Here is a 16,646-nt window from a genome sequence, read left to right as displayed (position 1 = left end):
GGAGTGCGCATGTTTCACCGTTTATGGACGTTAATACGCAAAGAGCTGCAATCCCTGCTGCGCGAGCCGCAAACCCGCGCCATTCTGGTCTTGCCGGTGCTGATCCAGATATTACTGTTCCCGTTTGCTGCCACGCTGGAGGTGACCAACGCCACCATTGCCATTTACAACGAAGACAACGGCAAACACTCCGTCGAGCTAACGCAGCGCTTTGCGCGTGCGAAAGCCTTTACCCACATCCTGCTGCTGAAAAGCCCGCAGGAGATCCAGCCCACCATCGACACGCAAAAAGCGCTGCTGCTGGTGCGGTTCCCGGCGGATTTTTCCCGTAATCTGGATACCTTCCAGACCGCGCCGATGCAGCTGATCCTCGACGGGCGTAACTCCAACAGCGCCCAGATAGCCGCCAACTATCTGCAGCAGGTGGTGAAGGATTACCAGCAGGAGCTGATGGACGGCAAACCGAAGCCCAACAACAGCGAGCTGGTGGTGCGCAACTGGTATAACCCGAATCTGGACTACAAGTGGTTCGTGGTGCCGTCGCTAATCGCCATGATCACCACCATCGGGGTGATGATTGTGACCTCTCTCTCCGTCGCCCGCGAGCGTGAACAGGGCACGCTGGATCAGCTGCTGGTCTCCCCGCTCGCCACCTGGCAAATTTTCGTCGGCAAAGCGGTGCCGGCGCTGATCGTCGCGACGTTCCAGGCCACCATCGTGCTGGGAGTTGGTATTTGGGCCTATCAGATCCCGTTCGCAGGTTCGCTGGCGCTGTTTTACTTCACGATGGTGATTTACGGGCTGTCGCTGGTGGGGTTTGGGCTGCTGATCTCGGCGCTCTGCTCGACGCAGCAGCAGGCGTTTATCGGGGTATTCGTCTTTATGATGCCCGCGATTTTGCTCTCGGGCTATGTTTCTCCCGTCGAGAACATGCCGGTATGGTTACAGGATCTGACGTGGGTAAATCCGATTCGACACTTTACGGACATCACCAAGCAAATCTATCTGAAGGATGCGAGTCTGGATATCGTCTGGGGAAGTTTGTGGCCGCTACTGGTCATCGCGGCCACGACGGGCTCAGTGGCGTACGCGATGTTTAGACGCAACATTGCGTAGCTTTTTCTCTTTGGTCAGCAACGAGACCACCGCGGGCCCTGCGAGGATTGCCAGACCCGCCAGGGCCAGCAGCAGGTTGTTTTGCAGCACGCGTGACAGCAGCCACAGAACAATCATCGCCGCACCAAAGTACCAGGTGGTGGTGAGCTCTTCGAGCACGTCACCCACCTCGCGCCAGCGCGCTTCATGGTGTCGCTGTAAGAACAGCATCGATAGCACGGTGACGCCGTAAAGGACGCATAGCCCCAGGCCAACGCGCACCAGCGTGCCGCTCATCCAGCCCATCACCAGTACGGCCACGACCAGTAAATGCAACATTATCTGCCAGCAACTCAGGCCAGTTGCGACACGAACACGTTGTTGCCACTTCATGGCTTCTCTCCTGAAGGATTTTTCTCTGCTTAATCAGACTACCGCACTTTACGGAAAATTCCGTAACGCCGCATCTTTTTGTGACGCCGACTACACTTTATTTTCATTGGGATAGTCACTCAGGAAGGAGCTTATGACGAAAAAAATGCAGCATTTCTCGCTTAAGGTGCTGACGATAAACATTCATAAGGGCTTCACAGCATTTAACCGCCGCTTCATTTTACCGGAGCTGCGCGACGCGGTGCGCACCGTCAGCGCGGATATTGTCTGCCTGCAGGAGGTGATGGGCGCACATGAAGTGCATCCGCTTCACTTTGAGAACTGGCCCGACACGCCGCACTATGAATTTCTGGCCGACACAATGTGGAGTGATTACGCCTACGGCCGCAATGCGGTCTATCCGGAAGGGCATCACGGCAACGCGGTGCTGTCGCGTTATCCCATTGAACATTATGAAAACCGCGACGTTTCCGTCGGGGAGAGCGAAAAACGCGGCCTGCTCTACTGCCGCATTACCCCGCCCGACCTTGAGCTGCCCATCCACGTGGGCTGTGTTCATCTTGGCCTGCGCGAAGCCCATCGTCAGGCGCAGCTGAAAATGCTGGCCGAATGGACCAATGCGCTTCCCGAAGGTGAACCGGTGGTGGTAGCGGGCGACTTCAACGACTGGCGACAGCGGGCAAACCATCCGCTGAAGGTGGAGGCCGGACTGGAGGAGATTTTTACGCGCGCCAACGGCAGGCCTGCGCGCACGTTTCCGGTCCGTTTCCCGCTGCTGCGGCTTGACCGCATCTATGTGAAAAATGCCCACGCCAGCAGCCCAACCGCCCTGGCGCTCCTCAACTGGCGGCATCTTTCCGACCATGCGCCGCTCAGCGCGGAGATCCACCTATGAAATGTTCCTGGCAGGAAGGTAACCGGATCACGCTGCTGGTCAACGGGGACGAGTATTACCCGGCCGTGTTTAAGGCGATTGATAATGCTCAGCAGAAGGTGATCCTCGAAACCTTTATCTGGTTCGAAGACAACGTCGGCAAGCAATTGCACAGCGTGCTGCTGCGCGCCGCCCAGCGCGGCGTCAAAATTGAAGTGCTGCTGGATGGCTATGGCTCGCCGGACCTCAGCGATGCGTTCGTCAACGAACTGACCACCGCGGGGGTGGTGTTCCGCTACTACGATCCCGGCCCTCGCCTTTTCGGCATGCGGACCAACCTTTTCCGCAGGATGCACCGCAAAATTGTGGTGGTGGATGAGACGGTGGCGTTTGTCGGCGGCATTAACTACTCCGCGGAGCATATGTCCGACTACGGCCCGGAAGCGAAGCAGGATTACGCCATTCGCATTGAAGGCCCGGTAGTGCAGGACATTTTGCTGTTTGAGCTGGAGAACCTGCCGGGGAAAGAGGCCGTTCGCCGCTGGTGGCGACGCCGCCATCGCCCGGAAGAGAACCGGAAGCCCGGCGAAGCGCAGGCCCTTTTCGTCTGGCGTGATAACGGCGAGCACCGGGACGATATCGAACGTCATTATCTCAAGATGCTCGCCAACGCGAAGCGCGAAGTGATTATTGCTAACGCCTACTTTTTCCCCGGCTATCGTCTGCTGCACGCCATGCGCAATGCGGCCAGGCGCGGGGTACGCGTGAAGCTGATTGTGCAGGGCGAACCGGATATGCCGATCGTCAAAGTCGGGGCGCGGCTGCTTTATAACTATCTGGTGAAGGGCGGCGTACAGATCTACGAATACCGCCGTCGGCCGCTGCACGGCAAAGTCGCGCTGATGGACGATCACTGGGCCACCGTGGGCTCCAGCAATCTCGATCCGCTGAGCTTATCGCTTAACCTTGAAGCTAACCTGATCATTCACGATCGTCAGTTTAATCAGACCCTGCGGGATAACCTGCAGGCGCTAATCGTCAATGACTGCGTGCGTGTGGATGAGTCCATGGTTCCCAAACGCACCTGGTGGAACCTGGGCATCAGCGTGGTGGTGTTCCACTTCCTGCGGCATTTCCCGGCGATGGTCGGCTGGCTGCCGGCGCATACGCCGAAGCTGGCGCAGGTGGACCCGCCGGTACAACCCGAAATGGAAACCCAGGACCGCATAGAAGCGGAAGACGGAGGCAAACCCTGATGTCGAAATCGCATCCACGCTGGCGGCTGGCAAAAAAGATCCTGACATGGCTGTTTTTTATTGCGGTCGCGGTTCTGCTGGTGGTCTACGCGCAGAAAGTTGACTGGGAAGAGGTGTGGAAGGTTATCCGCAACTATAACCGGATGGTGCTGCTGGGCGCGACGGGGCTGGTTATCGTAAGCTACCTGATGTACGGCTGCTATGACCTGCTGGGTCGCGCCTACTGCGGCCATAAGCTGGCCAAACGTCAGGTGATGCTGGTGTCGTTTATCTGCTACGCCTTTAACCTGACGCTGAGCACCTGGGTCGGCGGGATTGGCATGCGCTATCGCCTCTACTCGCAGCTCGGCCTGCCGGGCGGGACCATCACGCGCATTTTCTCGTTAAGCATCACCACCAACTGGCTGGGCTATATTCTGCTCGGCGGGGTGATCTTCACCATCGGCGTGGTGCAGCTACCCGCGCACTGGTATATCGATGAGGCCACGCTGCGCATTCTGGGCATCGTACTCCTGCTGATTATCGCCGTTTATCTGTGGGCCTGCGCGTTTGCTAAACGCCGCCATATGACCATCAAGGGGCAAAAGCTGGTGCTGCCCTCGTGGAAGTTTGCGGTGCTGCAGATGGCGGTCTCCAGCGCCAACTGGATGGCGATGGGGGCCATTATCTGGCTGCTAATCGGCGAGGACGTGAACTACTTCTTCGTGCTGGGCGTGCTGCTGGTGAGCAGCATTGCCGGGGTGATTGTGCATATTCCGGCGGGGATCGGCGTGCTGGAAGCGGTATTTATTGCCCTGCTGGCCGGGGAGCATGTCTCTCAGGGAACGATTATTGCGGCCCTGCTGGCGTACCGCATGCTGTATTACTTCCTGCCGCTGGCGCTGGCAACGGTCTGCTATCTGGTGCTGGAGAGCCGGGCGAAGAAGTTACGGGCGAAGAACGAGAAGGCGCTGGCGAAATAAAAGCAAAACGGCAACCTTGTTGCCGTTTTTAGTGTTTGTTCCCTCACCCGTGGGAGAGGGTCAGGGTGAGGGCACCAAACCGCACCGCACCCGGCAAAACAACCTTAGCGACGGTTGCCTAAAATCCGCAGCAGCATCAGGAACAGGTTGATGAAGTCCAGATAGAGCGTCAGTGCGCCCAGAATCGAGTATTTGCGCAGGTTGGAACTGTCGCGCACGTCGATCTGCTCACCGATGTTTTTCAGCTTCTGGGTATCATAGGCCGTTAACCCCACGAAGAGCACCACCCCGATATAGGTCACAGCCCACATCAGCGCTTCGCTCTTCAGCCACAGGTTCACCAGCGACGCCAGCACAATCCCGATCAGCCCCATAAACAGCATGCTGCCGAAGCCGCTCAGATCGCGCTTCGTGGTGTAACCGTACAGGCTCATCGCACCAAACATCCCGCCGGTCACCACGAAGGTGCTGGCGATGGATGAATAGGTGTAAACGATGAAAATGCTGGAAAGCGTCAGGCCCGTTAGCGCCGAATAGAGCATAAACAAGGTCGTTGCCATGCCGGCACTCAGCTTGTGCACCAGACCAGAAAGCACAAACACCAGCGCCAGCTGCGCGATAATCAGCCCAAAGAAGGTGATTTTGCTGGAGAAGATAAACATCATCAGCTCCGGCGTGTTCGCTGCATACCACGCGATAAACGCGGTAAGCAGCAGGCCAACCGTCATCCAGCCATACACCTGAGCCATATACGTCTGCAGGCCGCTACGGGTCTGCTGTACTATTGAATCGGAACGCGGAAATCGGTCCATGATTCACTCCTGATTAAGATTAAGTAGACACACTCGTTAAGAGTAACACATCCACGTAAACCAACTACCAACGGCTGGCGGCCTGCTTATCGCTGTCGCGAGATTCTACCCAGCGATCCCCTTCCGGCGTGGCTTCGCGCTTCCAGAATGGAGCTTTGGTTTTGAGAAAATCCATAATGAACTCCCCTGCCGCAAACGCGCTGCCTCGGTGGGCGCTGGTAACGCCGACGAAGACAATCTCCTCGCCGGGCCACATCTCGCCGATGCGGTGAATAACCGTGACTCGCCCGAGCGGCCAGCGGCCTCGCGCCTCGTCGACAATCTCCGCCAGCGATTTCTCGGTCATCCCCGGATAGTGCTCCAGCGTCAGTGCCTTCACGCTGTCGCCGAGGTTGTGGTTGCGCACCTTGCCGGTAAAGGTCACGACCGCGCCGTCTTCATCGCGTTCCGCCAGCCAGCCGTATTCGGTCCCGACGTTAAAACGCTCATGACTCACCAGAATTCGGGTTTCAGCCATCTTAGCCCCCTGTCACCGGCGGGAAGAAGGCCACTTCATCCCCTGCGTTAAGCGGATGGGTGAATTCCACCAGTGTCTGGTTAACGGCGGCCAGCAGCTTGCCTTCGTCGAGCGCCAGCGCCCAGCGGTCGCTTTGTGCCGCCAGATGCGCGCGCAGGGCAGCGACGTTATCAAAAGACGCGTCCAGCGTCAGGCTGTCGGTATTCACCAGCTCGCGCACCTGCGCAAAAAAGAGCACCTTAATCATGGCTGTCCACCTTAAAATCACCGGATTTGCCGCCGCTTTTTGCCAGCAGACGCACCGGGCCAATCACCATATCTTTCTGCACCGCTTTGCACATGTCGTAGATGGTCAGCGCGGCAACGGAGGCCGCCGTCAGCGCCTCCATCTCCACGCCGGTTTTGCCGGTTAAGCGGCAGAGTGACTCAATGCGCACGCGATTATGCTCCGGCTGCGCCTGCAGGTTCACTTCCACCTTGCTCAGCATCAGCGGATGGCACAGCGGAATAAGATCCCAGGTCCGTTTGGCGGCCTGAATTCCCGCAATGCGCGCGGTTGCAAAGACATCACCCTTGTGATGGCTGCCGTCGATAATCATCGTCAGCGTTTCCGGCAGCATGGTGACGTACGCTTCGGCGCGCGCCTCGCGCACCGTTTCCGCTTTGGCGGAGACGTCCACCATATGCGCTTCGCCAGCGGCGTTAATGTGGGTCAGTTGTGACATAGCTTATTTCTTTAAATGGGGATGGAAATTACACGGACGGGTACGGGCATCCAGCTGCGGGGCGATGATGTTTTCCCACGCGGTGCGGCAGGCTTTGGTCGAGCCCGGCATGGCGAAAATCAGGGTTTTGTTAGCCACCCCGGCAACGGCGCGCGACTGAAGCGTGGAGGTACCAATCTCTTCAAAGGAGAGCATGCGGAACACTTCGCCGAAGCCTTCCACCTCGCGGTCGAACAGCGGGATTAGCGCTTCGGGGGCCTGATCTCCTGCGGTAAAGCCGGTGCCGCCGGTGATCAGCACCACCTGCACCTCATCGCTGGCGATCCACTGAGAGACCTGCGCGCGAATGGCGTAGCGGTTCTCCTTCACGATCGCTTTATCAACGATGCTATGCCCCGCGTCATGGGCCGCATCGCGCAGCCAGTGGCCGGAGGTATCATCCTCTTCGCCACGGCGGTCGGAAACGGTAAGAATAGCAATGCGTGTCGGGATAAATTCTGCGCTTACCTGACTCATCTTCTGATTCCTTCTTAAGCCTGATTACCCGCCGATGTAGGACAGGTTCTGAGTAATACCGGTATTGCCCTGATGCAGGAAGTGGGTCTGTTTTTTATGCGTCAGCGCTTCAGAAATGCGTGCTTCAAGCGCGTCCTGCTGCGCATCGTCTTCAAGCAGATCGCGAAGGTCCACGCCGCCGTCGCCGAACAGGCAGAGATGGAGCTTGCCCACGGAGGAGACGCGCAGGCGGTTGCAGCTGGCACAGAAGTCTTTCTCGTAAGGCATGATAAGCCCAATTTCGCCTTCGTAATCAGGATGGCAGAAGACCTGCGCCGGACCGTCGCTGCGCTGGCGGATCTGGTGGATCCAGCCGCGTTTCAGCAGCTCGTCGCGCAGCACCATGCCGGAGATGTGGCGGCGGCGAAACAGCTCGCTGCCCTCGCCGGTTTCCATTAGCTCAATAAAACGCAGTTGAATGGGACGGGATTGGATCCACGCCAGGAAAGTATCGAGCTGGTGATGGTTTACATCACGCATCAGCACCGTGTTGACTTTGACTTTTTCGAAGCCGGCCGCAAATGCCGCATCGATACCGTCCATGACCTGCTGGAATTTATCCTGGCCGGTGATGGCGTGGAACTGACGGGCGTCCAGGCTATCCACGCTGACGTTGATCGCCGTCAGCCCCGCATCGCGCCAGTTCGCCACGTCGCGCGCCATACGGTAACCGTTGGTGGTCACCGCAATCTGGCGGATACGTTCGTTTTCACGCACGGCGGCAATGATGTCGGGGAAATCGCGGCGCAGCGAGGGTTCACCGCCGGTAAGGCGCACTTTTTCGGTGCCGAGCTCAGTGAAGGCGCGCGTGACGCGACGCACTTCATCCACGGAGAGAAAGCCATTATTGGTAACGCTGCCCGGTTTATAGCCGTCGGGCAGGCAGTAAGTGCAACGGAAGTTGCACACATCGGTAATCGACAGACGTAAGTAATAAAACTTACGCGCGAAAGCATCAGTAAGTTGTGAAGCCATGTACACCTTTCCAGATCGGGAGGCACAGTCATTTCTTTCTGTACCCTGGTGGCAAATTCGCCACGGCCAGAGCGCCATATCTTTCGACACAGGCACAAGGGCTAGAGTGTATGTTTTCATTTTTGAAAACGTGGTTAGGGCGATAGTAGCGCGGAAATTCTCACGGCGCCATTGTCGCTTTTCGCTATATAATTATGTATATAGCGAATCAATCCTGCATTTTCGCTACAGAATACCTAAAAACCGCATTTTCACATTGATATACGTCATTTTGTATCGGGTGAGGCATCGTCTTTTAGGGGTAGTTAGGTTACTGTTACGCGATCGAACGTGATAAGGAATACGTATGCGCAATCGCACTTTTGCGGATCTTGACCGAGTGGTCGCTCTTGGCGGAGGACACGGCTTAGGCCGGGTTATGTCCTCTTTGTCGTCGCTCGGCTCAAGGCTGACAGGGATAGTGACTACCACCGATAACGGCGGCTCAACCGGGCGCATTCGTCGTGCCGAAGGCGGCATTGCCTGGGGAGATATGCGCAACTGCCTGAACCAGTTAATTACCGAGCCGAGCGTCGCATCGGCGATGTTTGAGTACCGTTTTGGAGGCAATGGTGAACTTTCCGGGCATAACCTCGGAAATCTGATGTTAAAGGCATTGGATCACCTGAGCGTACGGCCTCTGGAAGCCATCAACTTGATCCGTAATCTGCTGAAAGTGGACGCATTCCTGATCCCCATGTCTGAACAACCGGTTGACTTGATGGCAATCGACGCCGAAGGGCATGAAGTTTACGGCGAGGTGAATATCGACCAGCTCATCCTGCCGCCAGCGGAGTTGATGACCTATCCGAGCGTGCCCGCCACGCGAGAAGCGGTGGAGGCCATCGGGGAAGCGGATCTTATCCTGATCGGTCCGGGAAGTTTTTACACCAGCCTGATGCCCATTCTGCTGGTGAAAGAGCTGGCGCAGGCGCTGCGCCGCACCCCAGCGCCAATGGTTTACATCGGTAACCTCGGGCGAGAGCTGAGCCCGGCAGCCGCAAGCCTGTCGCTGGCGGATAAACTCAATTTGATGGAGCATTACGTCGGTAAGAAGATCATTGACGGCGTGGTGGTTGGGCCGAAGGTAGATGTGTCCGGCATCGGCGATCGTGTGGTGATTCAGGAGCCGCTGGAGGCCTCAGACATCAAGTATCGCCATGACCGCCATCTGCTGCGCGAGGCGCTGGAGAAGGCGATTCAGGCGCTGGGCTGACAAAAAATCCCGGTGGCGCTGCGCTTAGCGGAGCGACAAAAGGCGCGAATCCCGCAGGCCCGGTAAGCGCAGCGCCACCGGGCAAAACTAACCTATGATGCCGCGATAAACAGATCCCGCAGCTGATGAAGCTGGTCGCGGATCTGCGCCGCCTCTTCGAACTCCAGGTTCTGCGCGTGCTGCATCATCTGCCCTTCCAGCTCGTGGATTTTCTGCTGCAGCGCTTTCGGCGTCAGCACGACGGTATCTTCTTCCACCACTGAACGCGCCTTGCCGCGGCCTTTCGCTTTGGTTTTGGCAATGTTCTGACCCAGCGCCAGAATATCCACCACCTTCTTGTTCAGCCCCTGCGGCGTAATGCCGTGTTCTTCGTTGTAGCGCTGCTGTTTCTCGCGGCGTCGTTCCGTCTCGCCAATCGCTTTCGCCATCGACGGGGTAATTTTGTCACCGTACAGAATCGCTTTACCGTTGACGTTACGCGCGGCGCGGCCAATAGTCTGGATCAGCGAACGCTCGGAACGCAGGAAACCCTCTTTGTCCGCATCCAGAATCGCCACCAGCGAGACTTCCGGCATGTCCAGACCTTCTCGCAGCAGGTTGATCCCCACCAGCACGTCAAACTCGCCCAGACGCAGATCGCGGATAATCTCCATGCGCTCCACGGTGTCGATATCCGAATGCAGATAACGCACCTTCTCGCCGTGCTCTTCGAGATACTCGGTGAGGTCTTCCGCCATACGCTTGGTGAGCGTGGTCACCAGCACGCGCTCGTTAATGGCGGAACGGGCGCGGATCTCAGAGAGCAGGTCGTCCACCTGCGTCGCCACCGGACGCACCTCGATAATCGGGTCCAGCAATCCAGTCGGACGCACAACCTGGTCCACCACCTCATCGCCGGATTTTTCCAGCTCGTAGTTGCCCGGCGTGGCCGAGACGTAGATGGTTTGCGGCGCCAGAGCCTCAAATTCTTCAAACTTCATCGGACGGTTATCCAGCGCTGACGGCAGGCGGAAGCCGTACTCCACCAGCGTCTCTTTGCGCGCCCGGTCGCCGCGGTACATCCCGCCGATCTGCGGGATCGTGACGTGGGATTCGTCGATCACCAGCAGACCGTCGGCCGGAAGGTAATCAAACAGCGTCGGCGGCGGCTCGCCGGGCCCGCGTCCGGAGAGGAAGCGCGAGTAGTTTTCGATGCCGGAGCAGTAGCCCAGCTCGTTCATCATCTCAAGGTCAAACTGGGTACGCTGGCTCAGGCGCTGCTCTTCGAGCAGCTTATTGTTCGCCAGCAGAACCTTACGGCGTTCCGCCAGCTCCACTTTGATCTCTTCCATCGCCTGTACGATACGCTCGCGCGGCGTCACGTAGTGCGTTTTCGGGTAGATGGTGAAGCGCTGGATCACTGACTCAACGTGTCCGGTCAGCGGGTCGAAGAGCGACAGGCGCTCGACCTCCTCGTCAAACAGCTCGACGCGCAGCGCCATATCGTCCGATTCTGCCGGGAAGATGTCGATCACTTCGCCGCGCACGCGGAAGGTGCCGCGCTGGAAGGCCTGATCGTTGCGGGTGTACTGCAGCTCCGCCAGACGACGCAAAATCGCACGCTGGTCGATGATCATCCCCTGCGTCAGGTGCAGCATCATCTTGAGATAGAGATCCGGATCGCCCAGACCGTAGATCGCGGAAACCGAGGCGACGACCACCACATCACGACGCTCAAGAAGCGCCTTTGTGGCCGACAGTCGCATCTGCTCGATGTGTTCGTTCACCGAGGCATCCTTCTCGATGAAGGTGTCAGAGCTCGGCACATAGGCTTCAGGCTGGTAGTAATCGTAGTAGGAGACGAAATACTCCACCGCGTTTTCCGGGAAGAACTCTTTCATTTCGCCGTATAGCTGCGCCGCCAGGGTTTTATTGGGTGCCAGCACCATCGTTGGGCGCTGGAGATCCGCAATCACGTTGGCGATGGTGAACGTTTTACCCGAGCCGGTTACCCCCAGCAGCGTCTGGTGCGCCAGCCCATCTTCCAGCCCCTCTTCCAGACGACGGATCGCCTCAGGCTGATCGCCTGATGGACGGAAAGCAGAATTCAATTTGAACGGTTTACTCATGGGCGACAACCTGATGACGTTATAAGCGGCAGGTGTGTAATTTTACTCCTTGTTGCCAGGAATGCCAGTAAAAAACACTGGATGAAAAACCAGTAGCATGTCAGGATATTTAGCATAGCGCCTGAATGATTAGCGCGATAGCGGCCAAAATTTGGACAGTGGCAACATAAAACACCAGTCAGGTCAGGTTATCCCCAGAACTTTTTCTTTTTTAACATTTGTCAAGCCAGGTAATGATAGTTTTATGGCAACCGGTGACACTTTCATGACGGGAATTGCTTTTATCTAAGCAATTAAAAAATAAACGATATTTTCTAAAGCCGCGTTTCGCGTCAATTTGGGCGAAAGCCGCGTCTTCTCTCGCTTATCGCGTGTTTTCTAACTCTAATGCACATGGTTATCCACAGGAATAGTGGATAACTGCTTCCAGCCCATACAGACTGGCGCTCTGCAAATTCCCGAATTTTCCCACGAGACGGCGACAAAAAATTTTTATAGCTATTTTTTGCTGATTAACAGTTGCGTCATTCATAACCAACCGATGGGATCTTGCTCACATTTTCATCATTTCGGGTTCTGCACCACAACTCATCACCGGCGGCACCGTCAATGTGCAATCCGGTTTTTTATAAACCGCTTTCCGGTGACTTATTCCTAAAAAAGTCGCTTTTTTAATCACTTTCCGCTTTATGGCAGGGGTTTTGCAGAATCAACAGCGAGCCTCACCTACACACATTTTTAAGGAGAGAAAGATGTTGAGTCTGCGTGCTGTGAATCAGTTTTACGGAAGTCAACATACGCTATGGAATGTGGATTTAGATTTTCCGCAAGGGATGTGTACAGGCGTCGTTGGCCTGCCGGGCATGGGGAAAACCACCCTAATGAATTGCATCGCCGGGAAGGTGCCTGTCGAAAGCGGCAGCATCATCTGGTATGAGGCGGGCGCGCCGCCGCGTGATTTGCTAAACCCGCCGCCAGAACAGCGTTCCGGCCCGGAGATTGGCTATGTCTCGCAGGACAGGCGGATCTTCTCCCAGCTAACGATTGAGGAGAACCTGCATATCGCCATGCGCGCGACGGGGAAACCTAACCCGAACGCAAAAAATGACGTTTACGACCTGTTTCCGGCGCTCTATGGGGTGCGACAAACCCGTGCCAACACGCTCTCTCCGGACGACCAGTATCAGCTGGCGCTGGCTAATGCGCTGGTGAACCGTCCACAACTGCTGATCCTCGATGAGCCCCTGCACGGCGCGGGGCACAGCTTCGCCCAGAAGCTGGGACAGCTGCTGGTGCGCTTAAACCGGGAGTTAGGCATGACGGTGCTGTTAGCGGAGCAGCAGCTGTCGTTTATCCGCCGGGTGGCTGACCGTTTCTGTATGCTCTATCGCGGGCGTAACGTGGCGCAGGGCCACGTTAACGAACTGGATGAAGAGCTTATTGCTCACTGGATGTCGCGGGAAGCAAGACGCTGAGATCGAGATAACGCCCGGTTTCGGCATTTTCCGCGCCGTCAGCAAGCCAGGGGATTTCCCCGAGGCACGGCGCGGGAAGGACGCGCCTGAGCGTCGCCAGATACTCCTGATGGCGTTTACCCGGCGCAACCACGTCGTTGGCTATCCAGCCCGCCAGACGCAGTCCGGCCTGCTGTATGGCCTGCGCGGTCAACATGGCGTGATTGATGCAGCCCAGCTTGACGCCGACGACCAGAATGACCGGAAGCTGCTCGGACTTCACCCAGTCGGCAAACGTCTGCGTGTCCGAAAGCGGCGTAAACCAGCCGCCAGCCCCTTCAACCAGCACCCAGTCGGCCTGATTTTCCAGCGTCCGCAATCCGTCGGACAGCACGGCGAAATCAATCGGACGACCTTCATCGGCGCTGATAATGTGCGGCGAGGTCGGCTCGGCAAAGGTGTACGGATTCACCGCGGAATAGGCGAGTTCACGCGTGCTGTTACGCTGGAGCGCCAGCGCGTCGGTGTTGCGTAACCCTTCCGCCGTCATCTCGCTGCCGGACGCCACTGGCTTATATCCGGCAGTGTTTTTCCCGAGCAGCCGTGCCGCCTGCAGCAGCGCCGAGCTGGCCACCGTTTTACCCACTTCTGTGTCCGTGCCGGTGACAAAATAACGTTCAGTCACGTTCGATAATCCCATGAAAAAGTTGATAGGAGAGCGGGAATTGATCCCGCTGCTGCGGCCAGGCCAGCTCAAGGCGCTGCAGCTGACCGCGGGTGAGCGGTTTTTTCTCGCGTCCGGTATGCAGGTGCGTGGCGCCTATGCCCTTCAGCGAACGCATGGCGCTGAACGCATCGCTAAAATTGAGCGTGATGGTCTGCACTACGCTGCGAGCGCGCCAGCCTGCCAGCGCCTGCGTCACCTGCTCATGCGATAAAAACCGGTTAGCGTGCGGCTGTTCATCGACTGCCTGCCAGGCCTGATTCAGCTCCGGCAGCGAACTTTCCAGCAGGGTGGTAAACGCCACCTTCCCGCCCGGTCGCGCCACGCGATAAAGCTCGCGCAAGGCCTGCGGCAGGCTGCTGCACCACTGAACCGCCAGATGGCTCCAGACCAGATCAAACTGCGCGTCCGCCAGCGGGATCGCCTCGATATCGGCCAGCAGATAGCGATGCGCCGCCTGCTGCTGGCGCGCCTCTTCAAGCATCTGGGCTGAAAGATCGATAGCCGTCACCTGGCTTCCCGCCCCGCGCCAGTAGCGGCTGTTGCTGCCGGGACCACAGCCGGCGTCCAGCACCTGTGGAAAACGGTTCTCGCCAAGCGCGGCCAGAAGCCCCTGCGCGCTCAGACGCTGCAGCTCATCATGCTGCGAATAGCTCTGCGCGGCGCGGCCAAATGCCGCCGCGATGGCCTGCTTATTCACCGGCATCATGGAGCGCCTCCAGCAACGTCTGGATATCCCGCGCCTCATGCGCCGCCGTCAGGGTTAAGCGCAGACGCGCCGTGCCCAGTGGGACGGTTGGCGGTCGGATGGCGGTGACCCACATGCCGCGCTGGCGCAGCGCCTGTGCCAGCGCCAGCGCGCGGCCGTTTTCTCCGACAATCACCGGCTGGATAGCGCTCTGCGAATCGGGGCTGTGGAAGGGCAGCGCCGCTAATCCCTGACGGAAGCGGGCAACATGCTCTGCCAGCCGCTGGCGACGTTCATCCCCTTCCGCGCTGCGTATCACAGCCAGCGACGCAGACAGCGCAACGGCCTGCGCCGGGGGCATGCTGGTGCTGTAAATCAAATGCCGGGCAAACTGCAGCAGATAGTCTGCGACGGATTCGCTGCACAGCACGGCGGCGCCGCTAACGCCAAAGCCCTTGCCAAAGGTGACAATCAGCAGTTCAGGCTTCACGTTTTGCTGATACGCGCTTCCGCGCCCTTCGTCGCCCATCACGCTAGTGCCGTGGGCATCGTCCACCAGCAGCCAGGCATTCTGTCGCTTTGCGGCTTCGTGCAGCGCGGCAAGCGGCGCGCTGTCGCCGTCCATGCTGAACACTCCTTCGGTGACAGCCAGCTGTTGTCCTTCGCAGGGTTTATCCAGCAGCGCTGCGAGCTGTCCCGCATCGTTATGGGCAAAACGCCGCAGCTGAGCCGGGCTTAAATTTGCAGCCTCCAGCAGCGAGGCGTGGCTCAGGCGGTCGGCGACAATGCGGTCCTCTTTTTCCATCAGGGCGGTAATAATCGCCTGATTGGCGGCAAAGCCGGAGATAAACAGCAGCGCGCGCGGGTAGCCCAGCCAGTCGGCAAGCTCCTCTTCCAGCGCATGATGCGCCGTAGTGTACCCGCTGACGTGCCCCGATCCGCCGCTGCCCACGCCAAATCGCTCCGCGCCCTGCTGCCAGGCGCGGATGATGGCCGGATGCTGGCTCAGCCCGAGATAATCGTTGCTTGAGAAATTACAAAACTGCCGCCCCTCGCGGGTAAGAAAACGGCCCGCGCCGTTTTCCACCACCCTGCGAACGCGAAATGCCTCTGCCGCCCGACGGTCGTCGAGCGCAGAGTTGATACGTGCCTGCCAGGTCATACGGCTGCCGCGTTGTAGAACTGTTCGGTGTCGGCGTTGAAAATCTGCTGCTCCAGCTGCTGCTGTTGCTCGTTATCGCCCGTCAGCACTTCGGTCTGATGCGGGTTCAACCCCAGCTTGCGGAACAGCTGAACGTCTTTATCCTTTTCCGGGTTCGGCGTGGTCAGCAGCTTGCAGCCGTAGAAGATGGAGTTGGCTCCGGCCATAAAGCACATCGCCTGGGTCTGCTCGTTCATCTGCTCGCGACCCGCTGAGAGGCGAACGTAAGACGTTGGCATCATGATACGCGCCACCGCGATGGTACGGATAAAATCAAACGCATCCACGTCGTCGTTGTCCGCCAGCGGCGTGCCCTTGACCTTCACCAGCATGTTGATCGGCACGCTTTCCGGCGGGGTCGGCAGGTTCGCCAGCTGCAGCAGCAGGCCCGCGCGGTCTTTCACGGTTTCTCCTAAGCCCACGATGCCGCCGGAGCAGACCTTAATCCCCGCGTCACGCACTTTATCCAGCGTATCCAGACGCTCCTGGTAGGTACGCGTGGTGATGATGTTGCCGTAAAATTCCGGCGAGGTGTCGAGGTTGTGGTTGTAGTAATCCAGCCCCGCCGCCGAGAGGCGCTGCGCCTGCTCCTCGTTGAGCGTACCCAGGGTCATGCAGGCTTCGAGACCCATCTCCTTCACGCCCTTCACCATCTGCTCCAGATACGGCATGTCGCGATCGTGCGGGTTCTTCCACGCCGCGCCCATGCAGAAGCGGGTCGAGCCGGCGTTTTTCGCCTTGCGCGCGGAGTCAAGGACCTGTTCGACCTCCATCAGGCGCTCTGACTCCAGGCCGGTTTTGTAGCGCGCGCTCTGCGGGCAATATTTGCAGTCTTCGGGGCAGGCGCCGGTCTTGATCGACAGCAGCGTGCTGACCTGAACATGGCGAGGATCGAAATGCTGACGATGCACCTGTTGGGCTTCGAACATCAGCTCAAGGAAAGGTTTGTTGAATAATTCAGTAACTTGCGACATCGTCCAGCGTGCGTGGTGAGCCATCGGGCTTCTCCAAAGGGTTTTGTTAATTTTCGGTTCGGTTTATACTCGTAAACC

18 protein-coding genes and 1 riboswitch are annotated in these 16,646 nt (G+C 58.0%); of the genes, 6 read left to right on the top strand and 12 right to left on the bottom strand.

Translation table 11 applies throughout. The features are described from left to right. Positions 1–9 precede the first annotated feature (9 nt). Positions 10–1,116 (top strand): ABC transporter permease, encoded by a 1,107-nt coding sequence (locus ACWYRJ_RS02340; protein ID WP_455507341.1) that lies wholly within the window; start codon positions 10–12, stop codon positions 1,114–1,116. Here ACWYRJ_RS02340 and ACWYRJ_RS02335 read toward each other — a convergent pair. After that, positions 1,078–1,488, bottom strand: coding sequence for a YbhQ family protein (locus ACWYRJ_RS02335; RefSeq protein WP_014883088.1), 411 nt, complete (start codon positions 1,486–1,488; stop codon positions 1,078–1,080). The two genes, ACWYRJ_RS02340 and ACWYRJ_RS02335, sit on opposite strands and share 39 nt — an antisense overlap. 133 nt (positions 1,489–1,621) lie before the next feature. On the opposite strand from ACWYRJ_RS02335, the gene ACWYRJ_RS02330 reads away from it, so the two are divergent. From ACWYRJ_RS02330 to ACWYRJ_RS02320, 3 genes are read left to right on the top strand one after another with little or no spacing between them, the layout of a single operon-like run. Beyond that, on the top strand, positions 1,622–2,383 hold the full coding sequence (locus ACWYRJ_RS02330) for an endonuclease/exonuclease/phosphatase family protein (protein WP_111963824.1): 762 nt from the start codon (positions 1,622–1,624) through the stop codon (positions 2,381–2,383). Further along, positions 2,380–3,618 carry a cardiolipin synthase ClsB gene (gene clsB, locus ACWYRJ_RS02325; protein ID WP_111963823.1) on the top strand — a complete coding sequence of 413 codons (1,239 nt, stop codon included), beginning with the start codon at positions 2,380–2,382 and terminating at the stop codon, positions 3,616–3,618. The genes ACWYRJ_RS02330 and clsB overlap by 4 nt, the downstream gene beginning before the upstream one ends. Beyond that, a complete protein-coding gene (locus ACWYRJ_RS02320) occupies positions 3,618–4,580 on the top strand; it encodes a lysylphosphatidylglycerol synthase domain-containing protein (protein WP_455507340.1) in 963 nt (320 codons plus the stop codon). The genes clsB and ACWYRJ_RS02320 overlap by 1 nt, the downstream gene beginning before the upstream one ends. A gap of 104 nt (positions 4,581–4,684) precedes the next feature. On the opposite strand, the gene ACWYRJ_RS02315 is transcribed toward ACWYRJ_RS02320, so the two are convergent. The 6 genes from ACWYRJ_RS02315 to moaA form a co-directional block, all read right to left on the bottom strand. Beyond that, on the bottom strand, positions 4,685–5,392 hold the full coding sequence (locus ACWYRJ_RS02315; RefSeq protein ID WP_069719576.1) for a Bax inhibitor-1/YccA family protein: 708 nt from the start codon (positions 5,390–5,392) through the stop codon (positions 4,685–4,687). Positions 5,393–5,456: 64 nt separating this feature from the next. Then, complete coding sequence (gene moaE / locus ACWYRJ_RS02310) at positions 5,457–5,909, bottom strand: molybdopterin synthase catalytic subunit MoaE (RefSeq protein ID WP_111963821.1); 453 nt, start codon at positions 5,907–5,909, stop codon at positions 5,457–5,459. 1 nt (position 5,910) lies between these two features. Next, positions 5,911–6,156 (bottom strand): molybdopterin synthase sulfur carrier subunit, encoded by a 246-nt coding sequence (gene moaD / locus ACWYRJ_RS02305; protein WP_111963820.1) that lies wholly within the window; start codon positions 6,154–6,156, stop codon positions 5,911–5,913. Continuing rightward, on the bottom strand, positions 6,149–6,634 hold the full coding sequence (gene moaC, locus ACWYRJ_RS02300; RefSeq protein ID WP_223581690.1) for a cyclic pyranopterin monophosphate synthase MoaC: 486 nt from the start codon (positions 6,632–6,634) through the stop codon (positions 6,149–6,151). The genes moaD and moaC overlap by 8 nt, the downstream gene beginning before the upstream one ends. Before the next feature lie 3 nt (positions 6,635–6,637). Next, positions 6,638–7,150 carry a molybdenum cofactor biosynthesis protein B gene (gene moaB / locus ACWYRJ_RS02295; protein WP_111963818.1) on the bottom strand — a complete coding sequence of 171 codons (513 nt, stop codon included), beginning with the start codon at positions 7,148–7,150 and terminating at the stop codon, positions 6,638–6,640. Positions 7,151–7,174: 24 nt separating this feature from the next. Then, positions 7,175–8,164: a GTP 3',8-cyclase MoaA gene (gene moaA, locus ACWYRJ_RS02290; RefSeq protein WP_223581688.1), complete on the bottom strand. Its 990-nt coding sequence runs from the start codon at positions 8,162–8,164 to the stop codon at positions 7,175–7,177. Next, a riboswitch (molybdenum cofactor riboswitch) is annotated at positions 8,152–8,285 on the bottom strand. Its footprint overlaps the gene before it by 13 nt. 225 nt (positions 8,286–8,510) lie before the next feature. On the opposite strand from moaA, the gene yvcK reads away from it, so the two are divergent. After that, the gene (yvcK, locus tag ACWYRJ_RS02285) at positions 8,511–9,419 is read left to right on the top strand and encodes a uridine diphosphate-N-acetylglucosamine-binding protein YvcK (RefSeq protein WP_111963816.1); all 909 of its coding nucleotides are present in this window, start codon (positions 8,511–8,513) and stop codon (positions 9,417–9,419) included. 92 nt (positions 9,420–9,511) lie between these two features. On the opposite strand, the gene uvrB is transcribed toward yvcK, so the two are convergent. Continuing rightward, positions 9,512–11,527 carry an excinuclease ABC subunit UvrB gene (uvrB, locus tag ACWYRJ_RS02280; RefSeq protein ID WP_008501138.1) on the bottom strand — a complete coding sequence of 672 codons (2,016 nt, stop codon included), beginning with the start codon at positions 11,525–11,527 and terminating at the stop codon, positions 9,512–9,514. Positions 11,528–12,279: 752 nt separating this feature from the next. On the opposite strand from uvrB, the gene ACWYRJ_RS02275 reads away from it, so the two are divergent. Beyond that, positions 12,280–13,002 (top strand): ABC transporter ATP-binding protein, encoded by a 723-nt coding sequence (locus ACWYRJ_RS02275; RefSeq protein ID WP_455507339.1) that lies wholly within the window; start codon positions 12,280–12,282, stop codon positions 13,000–13,002. On the opposite strand, the gene bioD is transcribed toward ACWYRJ_RS02275, so the two are convergent. Genes bioD through bioB form a run of 4 tightly spaced genes read right to left on the bottom strand, consistent with a single transcriptional unit; the run spans position 12,965 to position 16,592 of the window. Continuing rightward, positions 12,965–13,666 carry a dethiobiotin synthase gene (gene bioD, locus ACWYRJ_RS02270; RefSeq protein WP_455507338.1) on the bottom strand — a complete coding sequence of 234 codons (702 nt, stop codon included), beginning with the start codon at positions 13,664–13,666 and terminating at the stop codon, positions 12,965–12,967. The genes ACWYRJ_RS02275 and bioD overlap by 38 nt on opposite strands. Beyond that, positions 13,659–14,414: a malonyl-ACP O-methyltransferase BioC gene (gene bioC, locus ACWYRJ_RS02265; protein ID WP_455507337.1), complete on the bottom strand. Its 756-nt coding sequence runs from the start codon at positions 14,412–14,414 to the stop codon at positions 13,659–13,661. Before bioC ends, bioD begins: the two co-directional genes overlap by 8 nt. After that, positions 14,398–15,555 (bottom strand): 8-amino-7-oxononanoate synthase, encoded by a 1,158-nt coding sequence (gene bioF, locus ACWYRJ_RS02260; RefSeq protein WP_455507336.1) that lies wholly within the window; start codon positions 15,553–15,555, stop codon positions 14,398–14,400. The genes bioC and bioF overlap by 17 nt, the downstream gene beginning before the upstream one ends. Continuing rightward, positions 15,552–16,592, bottom strand: coding sequence for a biotin synthase BioB (gene bioB, locus ACWYRJ_RS02255; RefSeq protein ID WP_455507335.1), 1,041 nt, complete (start codon positions 16,590–16,592; stop codon positions 15,552–15,554). The genes bioF and bioB overlap by 4 nt, the downstream gene beginning before the upstream one ends. Positions 16,593–16,646 lie beyond the last annotated feature (54 nt).

The sequence above is a fragment of the Enterobacter sp. genome (assembly GCF_977039595.1).
Note: the sequence above shows the minus strand (reverse complement) of the source record. Positions and strands in the feature narration are given on the sequence as shown.